Here is an 18200-nt window from a genome sequence, read left to right on the forward strand (position 1 = left end):
ATCTGGATATTGGAAACGCTTTTATGCCTTCCAGCGCGGCTTCCCCTCAGCACGGCACCAGAAAGTGCAAGGCAGAAACCGCATCGGCCATTTTGTTGTGATGCAAACGGCGTCTGCCGGTCTCTCTGTTGAGTATCATCAACCATACGGCTCAGAATACGGTACAATCGCTGTTCTTGTGGTCCAGAAACTCGGTCTTGAAGATTTAGCCCAGCTTTATTTGCAATTATACAATCCGATTGCAATCTCATTCATGAAAAATTCACGCAATCTGATCGCTGCGATTAACACTTATAGTAAAAATGCCGAACTCTAGCCAATCACAGGGCTTTTTTATATTTCCCTAAAATACAAGCCAAGTCTCCTCGGCGTAAAGTACGCTTTCCTGTCGTATATCTAAAGCCCGGCAAAACTCTCCGCAATAACCTCCAGAAAGGCAGGCCCGTAGCGGTCGAGCTTGGCATCGCCAATGCCGGGCACCCGTGCCATCTCCGACCGTGAGGTTGGCTTGGCGATGGCCAGTTCGATGAGCGTCTTGTCATGAAAGATGACATAGGGCGGCAGATTCTGGGTTTTGGCAATCTGCATTCGCCGTTCCCTCAGAGCCTGGAACAAAGCGGCGTCTGCGTCTGGCAGGTTGGCGGCGGGCTGATTGCGAGTGTTGCGGTCGCGGCTGGACTTTTGGGGCGCTTGAGGTTTCCGCAGCATAAGAACGGACTTGTCACGCAGAAACTGGCGCCCGGCGTCAGACAGGGCCAGCCCGCCATGGCCTTCGAGATCGACTTCTATCAGCCGCGATGCAATGAGTTGGCGCAGGATGGCGCGCCATGTGCGGTTGTCATGCTCCTTGCCGATGCCATAGGTGCTGATCTGGTCATGCCCGAAACGGGTAATGCGCTCGTCTTCCGCACCCAGCAGGACACTGATGATATAGGCCTGCCCGAAGCGTTCGCCCGTTCGGTAGATGCAGGACATTATTTTCTGGGCCGCAACCGTACCGTCGAACAGTTCCGGCGGCTCTGCACAGGTGTCGCAATTGCCGCAAGGCTCGCAGCTGTCACCGAAATAGGACAGCAGCGCCTGCCTGCGGCATCCGGCTGTCTCGGCAAGCCCCAGCAATGCATCGAGCTTTTGCCGCTCCATATGCTTGCGCTGGTCTGGCGCTTCGGAGTTTTCGATGAAGCGATTGCGCAGGGCAATGTCTTCGGAGCCATAGAGCATGAGAACATCAGACGGCAGGCCGTCGCGGCCCGCACGGCCCGTTTCCTGATAATAGGCTTCGATGCTGCTCGGCAGATCGATATGGATGACGAAACGCACATCGGGCTTGTCGATACCCATGCCGAAAGCGATTGTTGCGACCATGATGATGGCTTCGCCATGTTGAAACCGCGTCTGGTTCGCCTCCCTTTGCTCGCGTTCCATCCCGGCGTGATAGGAAAGGGCATCATAGCCTTCGGAGCGCAGCCATTCGGCAGTCTCTTCGGTCTTTCGCTTGGACAGGCAATAAATGATGCCGCTCTCATCCTTGTGGTCGCGCAGGAACCGCTTGACCTGCGCACGCGGATTGTCCTTTTCCATGATGGCATAGCGAATATTGGGGCGGTCGAAACCGGCGATGAAGGCATCGCGGGTCTCGATCTTCATATGCTCAAGGATTTCCGCCCGCGTCGGCTCATCCGCCGTTGCCGTCAGCGCCATGCGCGGGGTGCCGGGAAAACGGTCGATCAGCATGTCAAGCTGGCGGTAGGGCGGCCGGAAATCATGCCCCCATTGCGACAGGCAATGGGCTTCATCGATGGCGATGAGGGAAAGCGACACATCCTGAAGCGCGTCGAGAACATCCGGCTTCAGCAGTGTCTCCGGTGCGGCGTAGAGAATGCTGACCTTGCCGGATCGAATATCGGCCCACAAGGCGCGCCGCTCATCCGGCTGCAGATTGGAATTCAGAGCTTCGGCCCTCACGCCTGCCTGACGAAGGGCGGCGACCTGATCGACCATCAGCGCAATCAGAGGCGAGACGACGAGACCCATGCCGGGGCGGGAAAGCGCGGGGATCTGGTAGCAGAGCGATTTTCCGCCACCCGTCGGCATCAACACGAAGGCATTGTTACCGGCGATGACATGCTCGACGATATCGGCCTGCTGTCCGCGGAACGTGTCATAGCCGTAGATGGTTTTCAGAATGTGGAATGGATCGGTATTCAATTGCATCTTCTTTGAGATTCGGTTGCCCGGCACCTCAGTCCATATTCACGACAATCGCAACCCTTTCATTCCATTCGTTTCATTGCACGGCGGCGGAATTATTCGGCTGCGACCTTCAGGCAACCATCGATGATGCCGCGAATTTCTGCGCGGCAGGAGCCGCAATTGGTGCCCGCACTTAAATTCGTGCCGATGGCTTCGACGCTGTGGCAACCATCGCGGATGGCTGCGGTGATCTGGTTGATGCCGACATTAAAGCAGGAGCAGACGGTTGCGCCGGGGTCTGGCGTGCCTGCGCCGGGGCGACCGGCGACCAGCGCAAAGCGTGTGCGAACGTCTTCGTGGCGGGCTGAAAGCTGGGAAATCGCCCAGTTGCGGGCAACGGCGACGGGCTTGCGGGCGATGTAGAGTGCTGCCAGCAATCTGTCGCCATCGAAGAAGGCGAGGCGGGTCTGTGCGGCGCTGTTATCGGCGTAACCGATCGGCTCAATGCTGGCATCAATGCCGAACACGGCGCGGGCCCAGCCGATCCAGTCCTGCGGTACCTCGTCAAAGGCCATTTCCAGACGATACCCTCCGTCAGCCTTCGCCAGCGCCCAATAGGGGCAATCGAGGTTTTGCGGTCTGGTCTGCGTCACGGCAAAGCCATAGGCTTTCGCCTGAAAAGGCCGCGCGGTGACGGCGATGTTTTTCGATGCTGGCTGGCCGGAAAACGGGTCTGTCAGAGGTGGCACCAGCCGGTCGACGCGGGCATTGGCGGCAAACTGGTCGTTCCAGTGCATGGGTACGAAGATATTGCCCCGCGCCTGCCGCTCGGTGACAAGCGCCCGCACGATGATCTTGCCAAGCGGGCTTTCAATTTCCAAGAGACCAGCGCTTTCGATGCGCAGATCGGCGGCATCACGTGGATGCAGCTCGGCAAATGGCTCAGCGAGATGGGACGAGAGCCGCGCGCTTTTTCCCGTCCGTGTCATGGTGTGCCACTGGTCGCGGATGCGGCCAGTGTTGAGGGTCAGCGGGTAGTCGGCATTTATGCGGGATGTCTGCGGCAGGGCGGTGCTGACGAAGCGCGCCTTTCCATCGGCATGATAGAATTTGCCATCTGCGAAGAAGCGTGTCGTTTCGCGATGCCCGGAGGCGGGCTGTGGCCAGTTAAAGGGCGGCAGGGTATCGTAGTCTTCCGTCGTCACCGCGGAATATGCGCCGATATCGAAATCCCGCGAGCCGTTATTCTCAAAGCCAGAAAGTCTGGCGTGTTCGGCAAAAATATCGGCTGGACCGGCATAATCAAAAGCCTGTGCAAACCCCATGCGCTCACCGACCTGCGCCATTTGCCACCAATCGGCCTTCGCTTCTCCCGGTGCGGGCAGGTAACCGCGCTGGCGGGAAATGCGCCGCTCCGAATTGGTGACGGTTCCGTCCTTTTCGCCCCATCCGAGCGAGGGCAGAAGCACATGGGCGTATTTTGCCGTGTCTGTCGTGGCGTACATGTCCGATACGACCACGAAGGGGCAGGTCTTCAGCGCGGCCTCGACGGCGCTGGCATCCGGCATGGAAACGACAGGGTTGGTTGCCATGATCCACAGCGCCTTGATGCGGCCCTCGGCCACGGCCTGAAACAGATCGACGGCTTTGAGGCCCGGCTTCTGGGCGATAGTGGGTGCGTTCCAGAAACGCTGAACGCGGTCGCGGTCAGCGGCATTCTCAATGTCCATGTGCGCTGCCAGCATATTGGCAAGACCGCCAACCTCGCGGCCACCCATGGCGTTGGGCTGTCCGGTGAGTGAAAACGGTCCGATGCCCGGCCTGCCGATGCGGCCCGTCGCCAGGTGGCAATTGATGATGGCGTTGACCTTGTCCGTGCCGCTCATCGATTGGTTGACACCCTGGCTGTAGCAGGTGACGGACTTTTGCGTGCGCTCGAAAAGTTCGTAGAACTGGATCAGTTCGGCAATGGTCAGCCCCGTTGCTTCTGCAATTTCGGGAAGGCTGTACTCGCAGGCCGATTGCATGGCGGCATCAAAGCCGTTGGTGAAGCTCTCGACGTAGGCTCGGTCGATGGCGGGGCCGTTGGCCAGATGTGCCAGAAGACCGGTAAACAGCGCGACATCTCCATCAGGCCGGATGGCCAGATGCATGTCGGCGATATCGCAGGTCATGGTGCGGCGCGGGTCGATGACGACGATGCGCATATCCGGGCGCTCAGCTTTGGCGGCGGCGAGACGCTGATAGATAACGGGATGGCACCATGCCAGATTGGAACCGGCGAGGATGACCAGATCAGCCTCGAATATATCTTCGTAGAGACCCGGTACGGTATCCGAACCGAAAGCGCGGCGATGGCCTGCGACGGAAGACGACATGCAGAGCCGCGAATTCGTATCGATATTGGCAGACCCGATGAAGCCCTTCATCAGCTTGTTGGCGACGTAATAATCTTCGGTTAGCAATTGGCCTGAGACATAGAATGCGACAGCATCAGCTCCATGTTCGGCAATGGCATCGGAAAATTTCGAGGCCACGAGGTCAAGTGCACTGTCCCATGTCACCCGTTCGCCACTGACCTGCGGATAGAGCAGTCGCCCGCCGAGATCGATGGTTTCAGCTAGCGCCGAGCCCTTGGAACAGAGCCGTCCCAGATTGGCAGGATGATCAGGATCGCCTTTGACGGTAACAGCGCCATCGTCTTCGATCTTCGCGATCACGCCGCAGCCGACGCCGCAATAGGGGCAGGTGGTCTTGACCTCTTGTGCCATGCTCACTCCGCCGCGATCATCAGGCTTTCGATGGCAATAGATAGCTTGCCGTCCACATTGCGAACCGGGATGGTGCGCACCGCACCCTCATCGGCACCCAGGGCCTTGCCGGTTTCCAGCGAAATCACCCAATTGTGCAGCGGGCAGGTGACCGACGTGCCATGAACAATGCCCTGGCTCAAGGGCCCGCCCTTGTGCGGGCAGTGATCTTCGATGGCGTAGACGTCGTTTTCCGCCGTGCGGAACACAGCGATCTTGCCGGAGGGCGTCTTCACGCAGCGTGCGCCGCGCAGGGGAATGTCGGATATGTCGCCAATATCGACCCAGTTCATGTGCTTTCCATCCTGCTCTTGTCGATGAAATCTTGGAGGTGGGGCGAAACTCCTCCTTTCGCCCCACCCGACTGCCCAAATGGCCGTCCTGCCTTGCGGCGGTCGGTCACTCAGCGGCTTGATTGAAGCCGATGGTCGCCATCGGTTTGAACTCGTGCTTGTGTTCGCCGGACACGCGCTCCGACCAGGGATCGACCTGCGCGAATTTCTGGCTGAAGACAAAACGCTCGAAATAGGCCTTGCGCTTTTCGGCATCATCAATGATCTGGCGGCGAACCTCGTCGTAGCCGATGCGCTTGGCCCATTTGTAGATGCGTTCCAGATAGCGGGCCTGTTCGCGGTACATCTGCGTCAGCGCCACGATATGTTCGAGCGCCTCATCCTCGGTTTTGACGAGGCCCAGAACCTCGGTGCCCTTGATGTCGAGACCGGCGGCACCGGCAAAGTGGATTTCGTAACCACTATCGACGCAGATGACGCCGATATCCTTGCAGGTTGCTTCCGCGCAGTTTCGCGGACAGCCGGAGACGGCAAGCTTCAGCTTGGCCGGTGTCCAGGAACCCCACATGAATTTCTCAAGGCGAACGCCGAAGCCGGTCGAATCCTGCGTGCCGAAGCGGCACCAGTCGGAACCCACGCAGGTTTTGACGGTGCGCAAGCCCTTGGCATAGGCCTGACCGGAGATGAAACCGGCCTTGCCGAGATCGGCCCAGACGGCCGGCAGGTCTTCCTTTTCGATGCCGAGAAGGTCGATACGCTGGCCGCCGGTCATCTTGACCATCGGTATTTCGAACTTGTCGACCACATCGGCAATGGCGCGCAATTCATTGGCATTGGTCACGCCGCCCCACATGCGCGGCACGACGGAATAGGTGCCATCCTTCTGGATATTGGCGTGAACACGCTCGTTGATATAGCGGGACTGGTAATCATCGGCATATTCATCCGGCCAGTCGCAGACGAGGTAATAGTTGAGCGCCGGGCGGCATTTGGCGCAGCCGCAGGAGGTCTTCCATTCCAGTTCCTGCATCACCGCCGGAATGGTCTTCAGCCCCTTGGCCTTGATCAGACGCCGCACATCGTCATGGCCGAGATCCGTGCAGTTGCACATGGGCTGAACGGCGGCGGGATTGTAGCTGTCGCCCAGCGTCAGCGTCATCAATTGCTCGACAAGGCCGGTGCAGGAGCCGCATGACGCGGACGCCTTGGTGTGAGCACGCACGTCATCCAGCGATGTCAGGCCCTTGCCTGTGATGGTCGAGGTGATCTTGCCCTTGCAAACGCCGTTACAGCCACAGATTTCCGCATCATCCGGCAAGGCTGCAACGGCCGCCATAGGGTCCAGTGGGGACCCTCCCTGATAGGACTGGCCGAAAATGAGAGTATCGCGCATGGCCGAGATATCGACGCCCTTTTTCTTCAGGTCGTTGAACCAGGCGCCATCGGAGGTTTCGCCGTAAAGCACGGTACCGATAATGCGGTTGTCCTTGAGGATGACACGCTTGTAGATCCCTGCGGTGGCATCACGCAGCACGATTTCCTCACGATCATCACCATCGGCGAAATCACCGATGGAGAAGAGGTTGATGCCGGTGACTTTCAGCTTGGTCGGCGTGTCCGCATGGACGAAGGCCGGTGTGGTATCGCCTGCCAGATGTGCCGCTGCCACCCGCGCCATTTCATAGAGCGGCGCGACAAGGCCATAGACCATGCCATCCACCTCGGCGCATTCACCGACAGAGAGAATATCTCCGTCCGATGTCTGCATACCCGCATCCACAACGATACCGCGATTGACCGCCAGACCTGCCTCTTTCGCCAGACCCGCATTGGGCCTGATGCCAACCGCCATCACCACCAGCGTTGCGGGAATGATGGTGCCGTTGTCGAGCTCGATACCTTCAACCCGGTCGGTCCCGACGATCTGCTTGGTATTGGCCTTGGTGATGACCTTGATGCCACGATCTTCCATCGCCTTCTGCAAGATATAGCCCGCTGCCGGGTCGAGCTGGCGCTCCATCAGCGTCGGCATCACATGCAGCACGGTCACGTCCATGCCGCGCATGGCAAGACCGGCGGCGGCTTCCAGCCCAAGCAGACCGCCGCCGATGACCACGGCCTTGGCGCGGGACTGGGCGGCCAGCAGCATGGCATCGACATCATCAAGATCGCGATAGGTGATGACGCCGGGCAGATCCTTGCCGGGCACTGGGATGATGAAAGGTACCGAGCCGGTAGCGATGACCAGCTTGTCGTAGATTTCGGTCACGCCCTGATCCGAGGTCACGGTCTTGGCGGCGCGGTCGATATTGACGATGCGGTGGCCTTTGTAGAGCGTAATGCCGTGCTGGATGTACCAGCCGTCGCCATGGATGATGATATCCTCATAGGTCTTCTCGCCTGAGAGAACCGGCGACAGCATGATGCGGTCGTAATTGACGCGTGGCTCGGCATTGAAGATCGTCACCTGATAGCGGCCAGGTGCTTTCTCGAAGAGTTCTTCCAGCATGCGCCCGGGGGCCATGCCGTTTCCAATGATGACAAGTTTTTCTGTCATAGCGATTACTCCGCAGCTTCGACGAAGCGGTGACGTTCGTAGAGGAACTTCAGCACGGCCTCGCGGCATTTGAGGTAGGTTCGGTCGGAGGCAAGCTCGATGCGATGGCGCGGTCTTGGCAGCGGCACGTCGAGGATTTCACCGATATGGGCGGCAGGTCCGTTGGTCATCATGACGATGCGATCCGACAGAAGAACGGCCTCGTCGACATCATGGGTAATCATGACCATGGTGTTGCCAAGACGGGCATGGATTTCCATCACCGCATCCTGCAAATGGGCGCGGGTCAGGGCATCTAGAGCGCCGAAAGGTTCGTCCAGCAGCAGGATTTTCGGCTCCATGGCCAGCGCCCGGGCAATGCCGACGCGCTGCTTCATGCCGCCGGAAATTTCCGATGGCTTCTTGTCCTTGGCATGGGCCATCTGCACGAGATCGAGATTGCGCATCACCCAGTCGTGACGCTCCGCCTTGGTCTTGGTGTAGCGAAAGACCTTCTCGACGCCGAGATTGACGTTTTCATAGACGCTCAGCCACGGCAGCAGGCTGTGGTTCTGAAACACCACGGCCCGTTCCGGGCCGGGTTCGTTCACCTCTCGGTTTTCCAGAAGCACGACGCCGGAGGAAACTTTTGTCAGACCGGCAATAAGGTTGAGCATGGTGGACTTGCCACAGCCGGAGTGACCGATGACGGAGACGAATTCTCCCTTGTCGATGGTCAGGTTGATGCCCTTCAACACCTCGGCGCGGACACCACCCTTGTCGAAATATTTATCGATGTGATCAAGCTTGAGATAGGCGTTCATGTTGTTCTCCTCCTCAGTTGGCCGCAGCGCCGCGGGTGACGACATTGCCGAGGGCAGCGACGAGCTTATCGAGGACAAAGCCGACGACTCCGATGTAAGCGAGTGCCACGATGATGTCGGGCAGGCGCGACGAATTCCAGGCGTCCCAGATGAAGAAGCCGATGCCGACGCCGCCGGTCAGCATTTCCGCCGCAACAATGGCGAGCCACGAGAGGCCGACGCCGATGCGAAGGCCGGTGAAGATGTACGGGGCGGCAGAAGGCAGCATGATCTTGTAGAAAAATTCCAGCTGGTTCAGCCGCAGCACCTGCGCCACGTTGCGATAATCCTGCGGAATATTGCGCACGCCAACGGCGGTGTTGATGATGACGGGCCAGATGGAGGTGATGAAGATCACGAAAATGGCCGATGGATTGCTGTCCTGAAACGCAGCCAGAGACAGCGGCAGCCAGGCCAGCGGCGGAACGGTGCGCAGCACCTGAAAGATGGGGTCGAGCCCGCGCATGGCCCAGATGGACTGGCCGACGACAGCACCCAATATAACACCGGCAATGGCGGCAAGGCCGAAACCATAGGCGACGCGTTCCAGCGAAATCAGAACCCGCCAGCCAAGGCCGATATCCTGCGAGCCATAGACGAAGAAGGGATAGACAATCAGGTCATAGCTTTCCTGAAACACTTGGCTTGGCGGGGGCAGGGTTGCGCCGGGGGCGGAACAGAGCGCCTGCCAGATGCCGAGCAGCAGCACCAGCACGACGAGCGGCGGCAGAACATTGCGGGCGATGGCCGCGGCAATCTTTCGCGCGTTGAAGCCTTTTGACGGGCGGCGGGCAATCGCAATCACGGTGCCGCTTTTCGGGATTGGGGTGGCCGTTGCCATGCTGTCTGTCTTGCGGGCAGTTGCGGTCATGGTTTTATCCTGTCGTGATTACGAGGCGGCCTTGATCGAAAGGCTGTCGAGATAGGCGGATGGGTTTTCCGGATCGAAGACCTTGCCGTCGAAGAAGGTCTCTTTGCCGCGTGACTTGGATGCCGGGATATCGGCTGCTGCCACACCCAGATCCTTGGCGGCCTCGCGCCACAAGTCTTCGCGGTTGACTTGGGACACCAGCGCCTTGATGTCGGTATCGGGCGCGAACTTGCCCCAGCGGATATTCTCGGCCAGGAACCAGCTGTCATGGCTCTGGAACGGGTAGGACGCACCGTCCTTCCAGAATTTCATCTGCAGATCGGTGGCCTTGGCCACGCGACCATTGCCGTAGTTGATGTCACCCTTCAGGCGGCCGAGAACATCCTTTGGCGGCACGTTGAACCATTGGCGCTTGCCCAGAATGGCCGACATCTCTTGCTTGTTGTCCATGCTGTCGCACCATTGCTGGGCTTCCATCACGGCCATGAGGATCGCCTTTGCGGCATTCGGGTTCTTCTCCACCCAGTCGGCGCGCATACCAAGCGCCTTTTCAGGATGGCCCTTCCAGAGTTCGCCTGTCGTGCAGGCTGTAAAGCCGATGCCCTGATTGACCAGCTGCTCGTTCCAGGGTTCGCCCACGCAGAACACATCCATGTTGCCAACCTTCATATTGGCAACCATCTGCGGTGGCGGAACGACGATGGTGGAGACGTCCTTGTCCGGGTCGATGCCGCCTGCGGCCAGCCAATAGCGGATCCACAGATCATGCGTGCCGCCGGGGAAGGTCATGGCGGCCTTGATCTCCTTGCCCTCGGCCTTCTTCTTCTCGAAGGCGGCCTTCAACTTGGATGCATCCAGCTCTACGCCGGTATCGGCATATTCCTTGGCAACCGAGATGCCCTGACTGTCGAGATTGAGGCGGGCGAGAATGGCCATCGGCACGGGCACATTGTTCTGCGTCACCTTGCCGGTGTGCATGAGGTAGGGCATGGGGGTGAGAATATGCGCGCCATCGATGCCGTTCGATGCGCCACCCAGAACGAGGTTGTCGCGGGTGGCACCCCAGGACGCCTGCTTGGCCACTTCGACATCGGGCATTCCATATTTGGCGAAGAGGCCTTTTTCGGCGGCAACGACGAGAGGGGCGGCGTCCGTTAGGGCGATATAGCCAAGCTTTGCGCCGGTCACTTCAGGCGCTGCCGCTGCGGCGAATGCGCCGGATGGGAAGGCCGAGCGGATGGCGGTGATCAGGGCGGCGGTTGCTGTCGTCTTCAATATGCCACGGCGGCTTATATTGCCTGTGAATGTCGGTTTCATTCGCATGTTCCCCATTTTGGCCGCCGTTCCGGCGTGCGTTGGCAAAGTCAGAAATAAAAAAAACGCCGCTCGGAGATTGCATTTGCCTGGAGGGTTAGCCCCCGGGCAGCAAAAACCTTGCGACGTCTGTGTCGTTGGTAAGCAGCGATTACGCGCTTTAGTCCGATCGCCGTTGACCGGATGAAGATTAGTAAGCAATCGCCATGCCAGTTTTGAAAAATGCGGATAAGTCGTTGATAGATCTAATGCGATCGTTGAAGAGCGCCCGCTACCGTCGCTCGATGCCTGATATGGTCCGGCTTATATTTTGCGCAGTTTCGGCGGCTGCGCCCCTATGATGCGCAGCATTTGTGCAGCGCGTTACTGTCAGTTTTCTTCGGATGTAGACAGCTGCGCATTGACGGCACCGACAGCGAATGCCTTGACATAGGCCTCGATTGCGGCGGGATCGAAGGTGTGGCCATCCATGAAGCGGTCACCTTCGCTTGCGCCTTCGATGCGCCCTTCCGTTTGCGGCGGGACGCTGTTGGGCCCCAGTGCGTTTCGGTAGATGTCGCACTGATAGGCCGATGCCGCAGCCTGCGCGCCCTCCTTTGAAAAACGTGCCTGGCCCCAGCGGATCATCTGGCTATAAATCCACAGCGCCTGGCTTTTGCGCGGGAAATTGGCAAAATTGTCGTGGAAAGTAAAATAGCGCTCGATCACGCGCTGGTTGCCCTGCGCGTCGACATTGAAGCGACCGGCAAGGACCTGCCTTATAATGTCGACCGGGGCCGCGATATATTTCGCATCCCCCAATGTTTCGGCCAGAGCAGCGTGATTGTCGGCGCGGTCGCACCACCGGGCTGCCGCATCGAGCGCCACCAGCAGGCGTGAAACGGCCTCGGGCTGCGAGCTTGCCCAGTCCGGCCTCATGCCGATGACCTTTTCAGGCGCCGATGGCCATATGTCCTGCTTGGCGGCGACAATCCGGCCAATCCCGCGCTCGCTCGCCATCATGTTCCACGGTGCGCCGACGCAAAAACCATCGATGGCGCCAGCCGCGAGTGCATCCGATGTCAGGGGCGGTGGCACAACGACAAGCTTGACGTCCCGGTCGGGGTGAATGCCACCCGCTGCCAGCCAGTAACGGAATTCGTAATTGTGCGACGAGAAGGGATAGGTCACGCCGAAGGTCGGCGCTGGCTCTCCACGCGCACGCATGTCGTCGAGCAGAGTTTTCAGCGCCTTGGCATTGTCGAGGGCGCTTGCCGTTTCGGATATGCCAGCAATGTCGCGCATACGTGCGAAAAGTCGGGTGGAAAGGGTAATGGCATTGCCGCCGCGACCCAGCGAAAAGGGGGTGATGGTGGGTGAGGGGTTGGATCCGAGGTCCAGCATGGAGGCCACGGGCATGGGAGAGAGCATATGCGCGATATCGAACTGGCGGAATGCCAGCCGGTCACGCACATTGGCCCATGAAACATCCTTGACCAGATCAAGATGCAGACCTTCGCGGGCAGCAAAGCCAAATTCGGCGGCCGCAATCAGCACTGAAGCATCGACCAGCGGAATGAAGCCGGCCCGCAGGGTGCGCTGGCGGTCATTGCCGATCAGGGCAGGCCCGGTCTCGCCCTTGCCGCTTTTCGTTGCCTCGCTGGCCGTGATCGTCATCTCACATGCTCCATTGGATCTTCGCGCTCACATCAGCAAGCTGGCGGCCGTCACGACACTTTGCGCGATGTCGGAAAGCTTCTTCTTCTCGTTCATGGCCGTCTGGCGCATCAGGGCAAAAGCCTCCTCCTCCGAAAGGCCACGCATTTTCATCAGAATGCCTTTGGCCCGCTCGACGACCTTGCGTTCTTCAAGCGCCGATCTGGCTTCGGCAAGCTCCCGCTGCAGGCGGCTGAAGGCGTTGAAGCGGCTGACCGCCATGTCGAGAATGGGTTTGACGCGCTCTTTCTTCAGGCCATCGACGATATAGGCGGAAACCCCGGCCTCAACCGCCGCTTCGATGGAGGCGGTATCGGAGCGATCAACGAACATGGCGATGGGTCTGCCGACGGTGCGGGTCAATTGGAATAAATGTTCCATCATGTCCCGATTTGGATTTTCTATGTCAATCACGATCACATCAGGACAGAGCGTATCGATGATTCTCGCAACGCCATGGACCTCGTGAATAACCGTAACCCGGTCATGCCCCGCCTCGCGCAATCCTTCCTCGATAATCGAGGCGCGGATGGCGTTTTCATCAATTACGAGAATTGTCAGGTCGCGGAGCGTCATGGCTGCATAGATGCCGCAACCCTTGCGGATTTGCAATCTTTTTAATCTTGCACAAAAATCGGGCATCAGCGCTAAAATCTTTTGTACCAATACATTTCTGGCACCTGAGCGCGGCTTGACAAGCAACCATGTTTAGAAAATGTTGACCGTATGAGTGCAGGGGCGGAATGGTTATCTGAGCCAAACCCGATAAGCCGCAAAAGTGCTGCTGAATCGGTGTTTGAAGATTTGCGGTCGGCAATCGTCTCTGGACGGTTGGCCGTGGGTACACGCCTGCCTGCAGAAACGGATCTGGCTGGACGTTACGGCGTCAGCAGGCCCATCGTGCGGGAAGCCTTGCGGTCTTTGCAGACGCTGGGCATGACGCAGACGCGCACGGGCAGCGGCACGTTCGTTCTGACCGACAGGCCAAGCCGGGAATTGAGCTATGGCGGATATTCCGCCCGCGATCTGATCGAGGCGCGTCCCTTCATTGAAGTGCCCGCAGCCGGATGGGCGGCGGTAAGACGATCAAGCGATCAGCTCGAAAAGATACTTGGTCTCTGCGATGCCATGGACGAGCAGGAAGACCCCCATAAATGGGTCAAGCTCGACTCGGAGTTTCACAGCACCATCGCCGAAGCATCCGGAAATGCGCTCTTTGCCAAGGTTGTCCTCGACGCACGCGGTTCGCTCAGCCAGCAATCGGAATTGCTGAATATCATGGCCCATCGCCGTATCGCCTCGAATGTCGAGCATCGCCTCATTGCCGAAGCGATTGCCGCAGGGTCGAGCGAGACCGCCAGAAGCGCCATGGAGGCGCATCTGGGGCAGGTAAAGCAGGTCGTCACCGCTATCATCGGTGAGGAAACAGAGCTCGGCTAATGGGTGCCTTCCGCTTCAGCGAGGCGTTGCAGCGCCGGGGCATTCGCCAGCAGTTCTGGCTTTAGTGCCGCGCTCAACTGCTCGGCGCTCAAGTAACCCTTTTCCAGAACCACCTGCGCGACCGTGCGACCGGACAGGAGGGCTTCCCTCGCCACTTCCGTTGCCGCGTAATAGCCGATCAAGGGGTTGAGTGCGGTTGCCAGACCCAGGGATTCGTCAAGCCTGCGCGCCATGATCTCGACATTTGCCGTAATGCCGTCCACGCAACGTTCTGCCAGCGTCACGCAGGCTGCGCTCAGTTGCGCAATGCTGTCGCAAAGCGAGCGCACAATGACCGGTTCGAAGGCGTTCAGCTGAAGCTGTCCGCCCTCAGCCGCCATGGTAATCGTGATGTCATTGCCGATGACAGAAAACGCGACCTGGTTGACCACCTCCGGAATGACCGGGTTGACCTTGCCCGGCATGATGCTGGAACCGGCCTGAACGGGTGGAAGGTTGATTTCGCCAATGCCTGCGCGTGGTCCTGAAGACAGCAGCCGCAGATCGTTGCAGGTCTTCGACAATTTGACCGCAACACGCTTCAACACGCCGGAGAGATGTACGAACGCGCCGGGGTCCTGCGTGGCTTCGATGAGGTCTGCTGCGGTGACAAGCGGGCGGCCGGTCAATGCGACGAGATGTTTGCACGCCACCTCCGCATAGCCTGCCGGTGCATTCAGCCGGGTGCCGATGGCGGTTGCGCCGAGGTTGATCTCATGCAGCAAGGCGGCGGACTCGATCAGGCGCAGGCGATCCTCTCCCAGCATCACGGCAAAGGTGCGGAATTCCTGGCCAAGGGTCATTGGAACGGCGTCCTGCAACTGGGTACGGCCAACCTTGAGAATGCCGTCGAACTCGCGCGCCTTGCGTTCGAAGGCTTCCTGCAGGATCAGCATGGAGGCCGCCAGCCCGTCGATCGCCTCGATCATCGCGACATTGATCGCCGTCGGATAGGCATCATTGGTGGACTGGCTGAGATTGACGTGATCATTCGGGTGCAGATGCACGTAATCGCCCTTGTCGTGGCCGAGGATTTCCAGCGCCCTGTTGGCAATGACCTCATTGGCGTTCATGTTCGTCGAGGTGCCGGCACCGCCCTGAATGACGTCGATGATGAACTGGTCGTGCAGAGCGCCCTCGCGAATTTCGCGGCAGGCCTGCGCTATCGCACCCAGCTTTTCGCTGTCCAGCAGCCCCAGTTCGTTGTTTGCCCTCGCAGCGGCTTCCTTCACATAGGCCAGCCCACGAATGAGGTAGCCATAATGGCCGATGGGAATGCCGGTTATCTGAAAATTCTCGGCGGCGCGCGCCGTGTGGACACCCCAATAGGCATCAGCCGGTATCTCTTTTTCCCCCAGAAGATCGTATTCCCTGCGCGTCGTGACCACTGTGTCCTCCTCAACGACAAAACATATAAATCTGTAAAGCTGCTTGACAGATTTTGATTTTGTACGCCTACTATCACAGGTCGTCAACGGGTGGGAGCTAAGGGTTGACCGAAGATGACGACGTCAGTATCTGGACATCAGCTGTCTTACAGCATTACAGAAAAGCTTATTGCAGCGATGTCTGATATTTAAATTTGAAACCGATGATCGTCGGGTTGGTCGGATCGGAACAGCTGTCCGAGACAAATGGCACCCGTCGATGACAAAAGCTCTGAGGGAGGGGCGATGTCAGTGAACAAGTTGGACAAGGCCAGCCACGAACGTGACGTGGAAATCCAGGAAGATCAAGGATACCACAAGGCACTGAAGCCGCGTCAGATCCAGATGATCGCCATTGGCGGGGCAATTGGAACGGGTCTGTTTCTGGGGGCGGGCGGTCGTCTTGCCGTCGCAGGCCCTTCGCTCATTTTCGTTTATGCCCTGTGCGGATTGTTTGCGTTTCTCGTTCTGCGCGCGCTTGGTGAATTGATCATGCACCGCCCGACCTCGGGCTCTTTCGTTTCCTACGCCCGTGAGTTCTACGGCGAGAAAATGGCCTTTGCCGTCGGCTGGATGTATTGGCTGAACTGGGCCATGACATCGGTCGCCGATGTGACGGCGGTCGCCATCTACATGAATTTCTTCAAGCAATATGTGCCGTGGATGCAGGGTATCGACCAGTGGGTCTTTGCCCTTGGCGCGCTGATCATCGTGCTGGGCATGAACATGCTGTCGGTCAAAGTATTCGGCGAGCTGGAATTCTGGTTCAGCCTGATCAAGGTGGTGGCGCTTGCGATATTCCTGGTCGTTGGCGTTTATTTCGTCATCTTCGGCACGCCCATCGAAGGGCATGTCACCGGTTTCAGCCTTATTACCGATAATGGCGGGTTCTTCCCCAATGGCATACTTCCCGCTTTCATCATCGTGCAGGGCGTCCTGTTTGCCTATGCCTCCATCGAGCTGATCGGCACGACGGCGGGTGAAACCGAAGATCCGCGCAAGGTCATTCCCGGCGCAATCCGCACCGTGGTTTTCCGCCTGCTGGTCTTCTATGTCGGCTCCGTCCTGCTCCTGACCCTTCTCCTGCCTTATACGGCATATAAGGCTGGCGAGAGCCCCTTCGTCACCTTCTTCGGCTCTATCGGCATCGAAGGCGCAGATATCATCATGAACCTGGTCGTTCTGACGGCCGTTTTGTCTTCGCTCAATGCCGGGCTTTATTCCACCGGACGCATCCTGCATTCGATGGCGGTTTCCGGCTCGGCGCCTGCGGCTCTCGCCAAGATGAACAAGGCGGGCGTGCCCTATGGCGGCATTGCAGTGACGGCTGTCGTGACCGTCATCGGCGTCATTCTCAACGCCATCGTGCCTTCCGCCGCCTTCGAAATTGCCCTCAATGTAGCGGCACTCGGCATCATTTGCGCGTGGGGTGCCATCGTGTTATGCCAACTCAAGCTGTGGCACCTGGCCCGGCGGGGGGAAATGAAACGTCCGGATTTCAGAATGATTGGCGCGCCCTATACCGGGCTTCTTACGCTTGTCTTTCTCTTCGCTGTGTTGGTACTGATGGCGCTTGATTATCCGGCAGGCACATGGACCGTGGGTTCGCTCATCGTCATCGTGCCCGCTCTTGTTGCAGGGTGGTATCTGTTGCGCAATCGCATACATGAGCTGGCGAAGGCAGACACGTTAGGAAGCGCAGCCGCGCGGGGACAGAAGTGAGCATTGTTGAATCGAAATTGCTGGTGGCTGTCATAGCCACCGGCGGCACCATTGCCAGCAAACGCGATGAGAGCGGTGCCGCAAAGCCTAGTCTTTCAGGCGAAAATCTTATTTCCGGCCTTTCCGATGCCGATGTTGCGGTCAAGCCGGTCGAGCTGATGGCGAAGGATTCGTCCAGCCTGACCATCAAGGACATGCAGGACATCAGCGATGCCGTGGGGCGGGAACTTGCCGACCCGGCAGTGTCAGGCGTCGTCATTCTCCATGGTACGGATGCAATGGAAGAGAGCGCTCTGCTCGTGCATCTGCAGCATGGCCTGAGCAAGCCGGTCGTCTTTACCGGCGCGCAATTTACCGCCGATCATCCGCAGGCCGATGGGCCAGGCAATCTGTCGGCGGCCATCGCAGCGGCGGCTGATCCATCCAATACGCAGAAGGGTGTCCTTCTATGTTTTGGAGGCAGGCTGCTGCCCGTGTGGGGGCTCTACAAACGTTCTGCCGACGAGCGGGATGCCTTCGATCTTTCCGGGCAACCCGGCTGCCTGAAAAGCCCCGGCTTTTCGGCCAGCGTCAGTGATATCAGGGTCGATATCGTTGCCATCTATCCCGGCTGCGACGCGATCCATATCGATGCGAGCCTGGCTGCGGGCGCCAAAGGCATCGTCCTTTCGGCGCTGGGTTCCGGCAATGCCAACGCACTGGTGGTGGATGCGGTCAGTCGCTGCGCCAGCCAGGGGGTTCCGGTCGTCGTTTCCAGCCGGGTTCCGGTTGGCGGGCTGGTGGCCGGTTATGGCGGCGGCGGCGGCGGTCACGATCTGGGAGAGGCGGGCGCCATCCACTGTCGCACCCTGCGGGCAGGGCAGGCCAGAATCCTTCTTGCCGCAATGATCGCGTCTTCGAAAAGCCGGGACGAGATGGTAGATGCGTTCAACGATTTCCAAAAAGTGGCGAAACCATGATTTTTTCAGGAACCTTTGTGGCCTGATGTCGTTTCACC

Annotated in this window: 14 protein-coding genes; 4 read left to right on the top strand and 10 right to left on the bottom strand. The window is 58.9% G+C overall.

Features of this window, described 5'->3' with window-relative positions:
• Nucleotides 1-64 precede the first annotated feature (64 nt).
• Nucleotides 65-316 (top strand): hypothetical protein, encoded by a 252-nt coding sequence (locus tag ASF69_RS00130; RefSeq protein WP_156461941.1) that lies wholly within the window; start codon nt 65-67, stop codon nt 314-316.
• An 80-nt stretch (nt 317-396) separates the two neighbouring features.
• Here ASF69_RS00130 and recQ read toward each other — a convergent pair whose 3' ends face one another.
• The 9 genes from recQ to ASF69_RS00175 form a co-directional block, all read right to left on the bottom strand.
• A complete protein-coding gene (gene recQ, locus ASF69_RS00135) occupies nt 397-2208 on the bottom strand; it encodes a DNA helicase RecQ (RefSeq protein WP_156461942.1) in 1812 nt (603 codons plus the stop codon).
• A gap of 98 nt (nt 2209-2306) precedes the next feature.
• Nucleotides 2307-4964 carry a nitrate reductase gene (locus tag ASF69_RS00140; RefSeq protein ID WP_062584168.1) on the bottom strand — a complete coding sequence of 886 codons (2658 nt, stop codon included), beginning with the start codon at nt 4962-4964 and terminating at the stop codon, nt 2307-2309.
• A gap of 2 nt (nt 4965-4966) precedes the next feature.
• Entirely contained in the window at nt 4967-5296 is a 330-nt protein-coding gene (gene nirD, locus ASF69_RS00145; protein WP_062584170.1) for a nitrite reductase small subunit NirD, read from the bottom strand.
• Between the two features lie 106 nt (nt 5297-5402).
• The gene (gene nirB / locus ASF69_RS00150) at nt 5403-7853 is read right to left on the bottom strand and encodes a nitrite reductase large subunit NirB (RefSeq protein ID WP_062584173.1); all 2451 of its coding nucleotides are present in this window, start codon (nt 7851-7853) and stop codon (nt 5403-5405) included.
• 5 nt (nt 7854-7858) lie between these two features.
• Entirely contained in the window at nt 7859-8656 is a 798-nt protein-coding gene (locus tag ASF69_RS00155; RefSeq protein ID WP_062584175.1) for an ABC transporter ATP-binding protein, read from the bottom strand.
• Between the two features lie 13 nt (nt 8657-8669).
• Entirely contained in the window at nt 8670-9536 is an 867-nt protein-coding gene (gene ntrB, locus ASF69_RS00160) for a nitrate ABC transporter permease (RefSeq protein WP_062585505.1), read from the bottom strand.
• Between the two features lie 48 nt (nt 9537-9584).
• Nucleotides 9585-10883, bottom strand: a complete 1299-nt coding sequence (locus ASF69_RS00165; protein ID WP_062584177.1) for a CmpA/NrtA family ABC transporter substrate-binding protein — start codon at nt 10881-10883, stop codon at nt 9585-9587.
• A gap of 366 nt (nt 10884-11249) precedes the next feature.
• Complete coding sequence (locus ASF69_RS00170) at nt 11250-12536, bottom strand: CmpA/NrtA family ABC transporter substrate-binding protein (protein ID WP_062584178.1); 1287 nt, start codon at nt 12534-12536, stop codon at nt 11250-11252.
• Nucleotides 12537-12563: 27 nt separating this feature from the next.
• Nucleotides 12564-13151: an ANTAR domain-containing response regulator gene (locus ASF69_RS00175; RefSeq protein ID WP_062585506.1), complete on the bottom strand. Its 588-nt coding sequence runs from the start codon at nt 13149-13151 to the stop codon at nt 12564-12566.
• Between the two features lie 150 nt (nt 13152-13301).
• Here ASF69_RS00175 and ASF69_RS00180 point away from each other — a divergent pair, with 150 nt between their 5' ends.
• Nucleotides 13302-14015: a FadR/GntR family transcriptional regulator gene (locus tag ASF69_RS00180; RefSeq protein ID WP_062584180.1), complete on the top strand. Its 714-nt coding sequence runs from the start codon at nt 13302-13304 to the stop codon at nt 14013-14015.
• Here ASF69_RS00180 and ASF69_RS00185 read toward each other — a convergent pair.
• The gene (locus ASF69_RS00185) at nt 14012-15442 is read right to left on the bottom strand and encodes an aspartate ammonia-lyase (RefSeq protein ID WP_062584182.1); all 1431 of its coding nucleotides are present in this window, start codon (nt 15440-15442) and stop codon (nt 14012-14014) included. The two genes, ASF69_RS00180 and ASF69_RS00185, sit on opposite strands and share 4 nt — an antisense overlap.
• A gap of 285 nt (nt 15443-15727) precedes the next feature.
• Between ASF69_RS00185 and ASF69_RS00190 the strand changes: the two genes are divergently transcribed.
• A complete protein-coding gene (locus ASF69_RS00190; protein WP_062585507.1) occupies nt 15728-17203 on the top strand; it encodes an amino acid permease in 1476 nt (491 codons plus the stop codon).
• Nucleotides 17200-18162, top strand: coding sequence for an asparaginase (locus tag ASF69_RS00195; protein ID WP_062584185.1), 963 nt, complete (start codon nt 17200-17202; stop codon nt 18160-18162). The genes ASF69_RS00190 and ASF69_RS00195 overlap by 4 nt, the downstream gene beginning before the upstream one ends.
• Nucleotides 18163-18200: the final 38 nt, after the last annotated feature.

Source organism: Rhizobium sp. Leaf311 (assembly GCF_001423445.1).
Lineage (GTDB): Bacteria > Pseudomonadota > Alphaproteobacteria > Rhizobiales > Rhizobiaceae > Agrobacterium.

Bases quoted from the DNA above. Each gene is read 5' to 3' on its own strand.
- ASF69_RS00140 (WP_062584168.1), bottom strand. From the start codon at position 4,964: ATGGCACAAGAGGTCAAGACCACCTGCCCCTATTGCGGCGTCGGCTGC.
- nirD (WP_062584170.1), bottom strand. From the start codon at position 5,296: ATGAACTGGGTCGATATTGGCGACATATCCGACATTCCCCTGCGCGGC.
- nirB (WP_062584173.1), bottom strand. From the start codon at position 7,853: ATGACAGAAAAACTTGTCATCATTGGAAACGGCATGGCCCCCGGGCGC.
- ASF69_RS00155 (WP_062584175.1), bottom strand. From the start codon at position 8,656: ATGAACGCCTATCTCAAGCTTGATCACATCGATAAATATTTCGACAAG.
- ntrB (WP_062585505.1), bottom strand. From the start codon at position 9,536: ATGGCAACGGCCACCCCAATCCCGAAAAGCGGCACCGTGATTGCGATT.
- ASF69_RS00165 (WP_062584177.1), bottom strand. From the start codon at position 10,883: ATGAAACCGACATTCACAGGCAATATAAGCCGCCGTGGCATATTGAAG.
- ASF69_RS00170 (WP_062584178.1), bottom strand. From the start codon at position 12,536: ATGACGATCACGGCCAGCGAGGCAACGAAAAGCGGCAAGGGCGAGACC.
- ASF69_RS00175 (WP_062585506.1), bottom strand. From the start codon at position 13,151: ATGACGCTCCGCGACCTGACAATTCTCGTAATTGATGAAAACGCCATC.
- ASF69_RS00180 (WP_062584180.1), top strand. From the start codon at position 13,302: ATGAGTGCAGGGGCGGAATGGTTATCTGAGCCAAACCCGATAAGCCGC.
- ASF69_RS00190 (WP_062585507.1), top strand. From the start codon at position 15,728: ATGTCAGTGAACAAGTTGGACAAGGCCAGCCACGAACGTGACGTGGAA.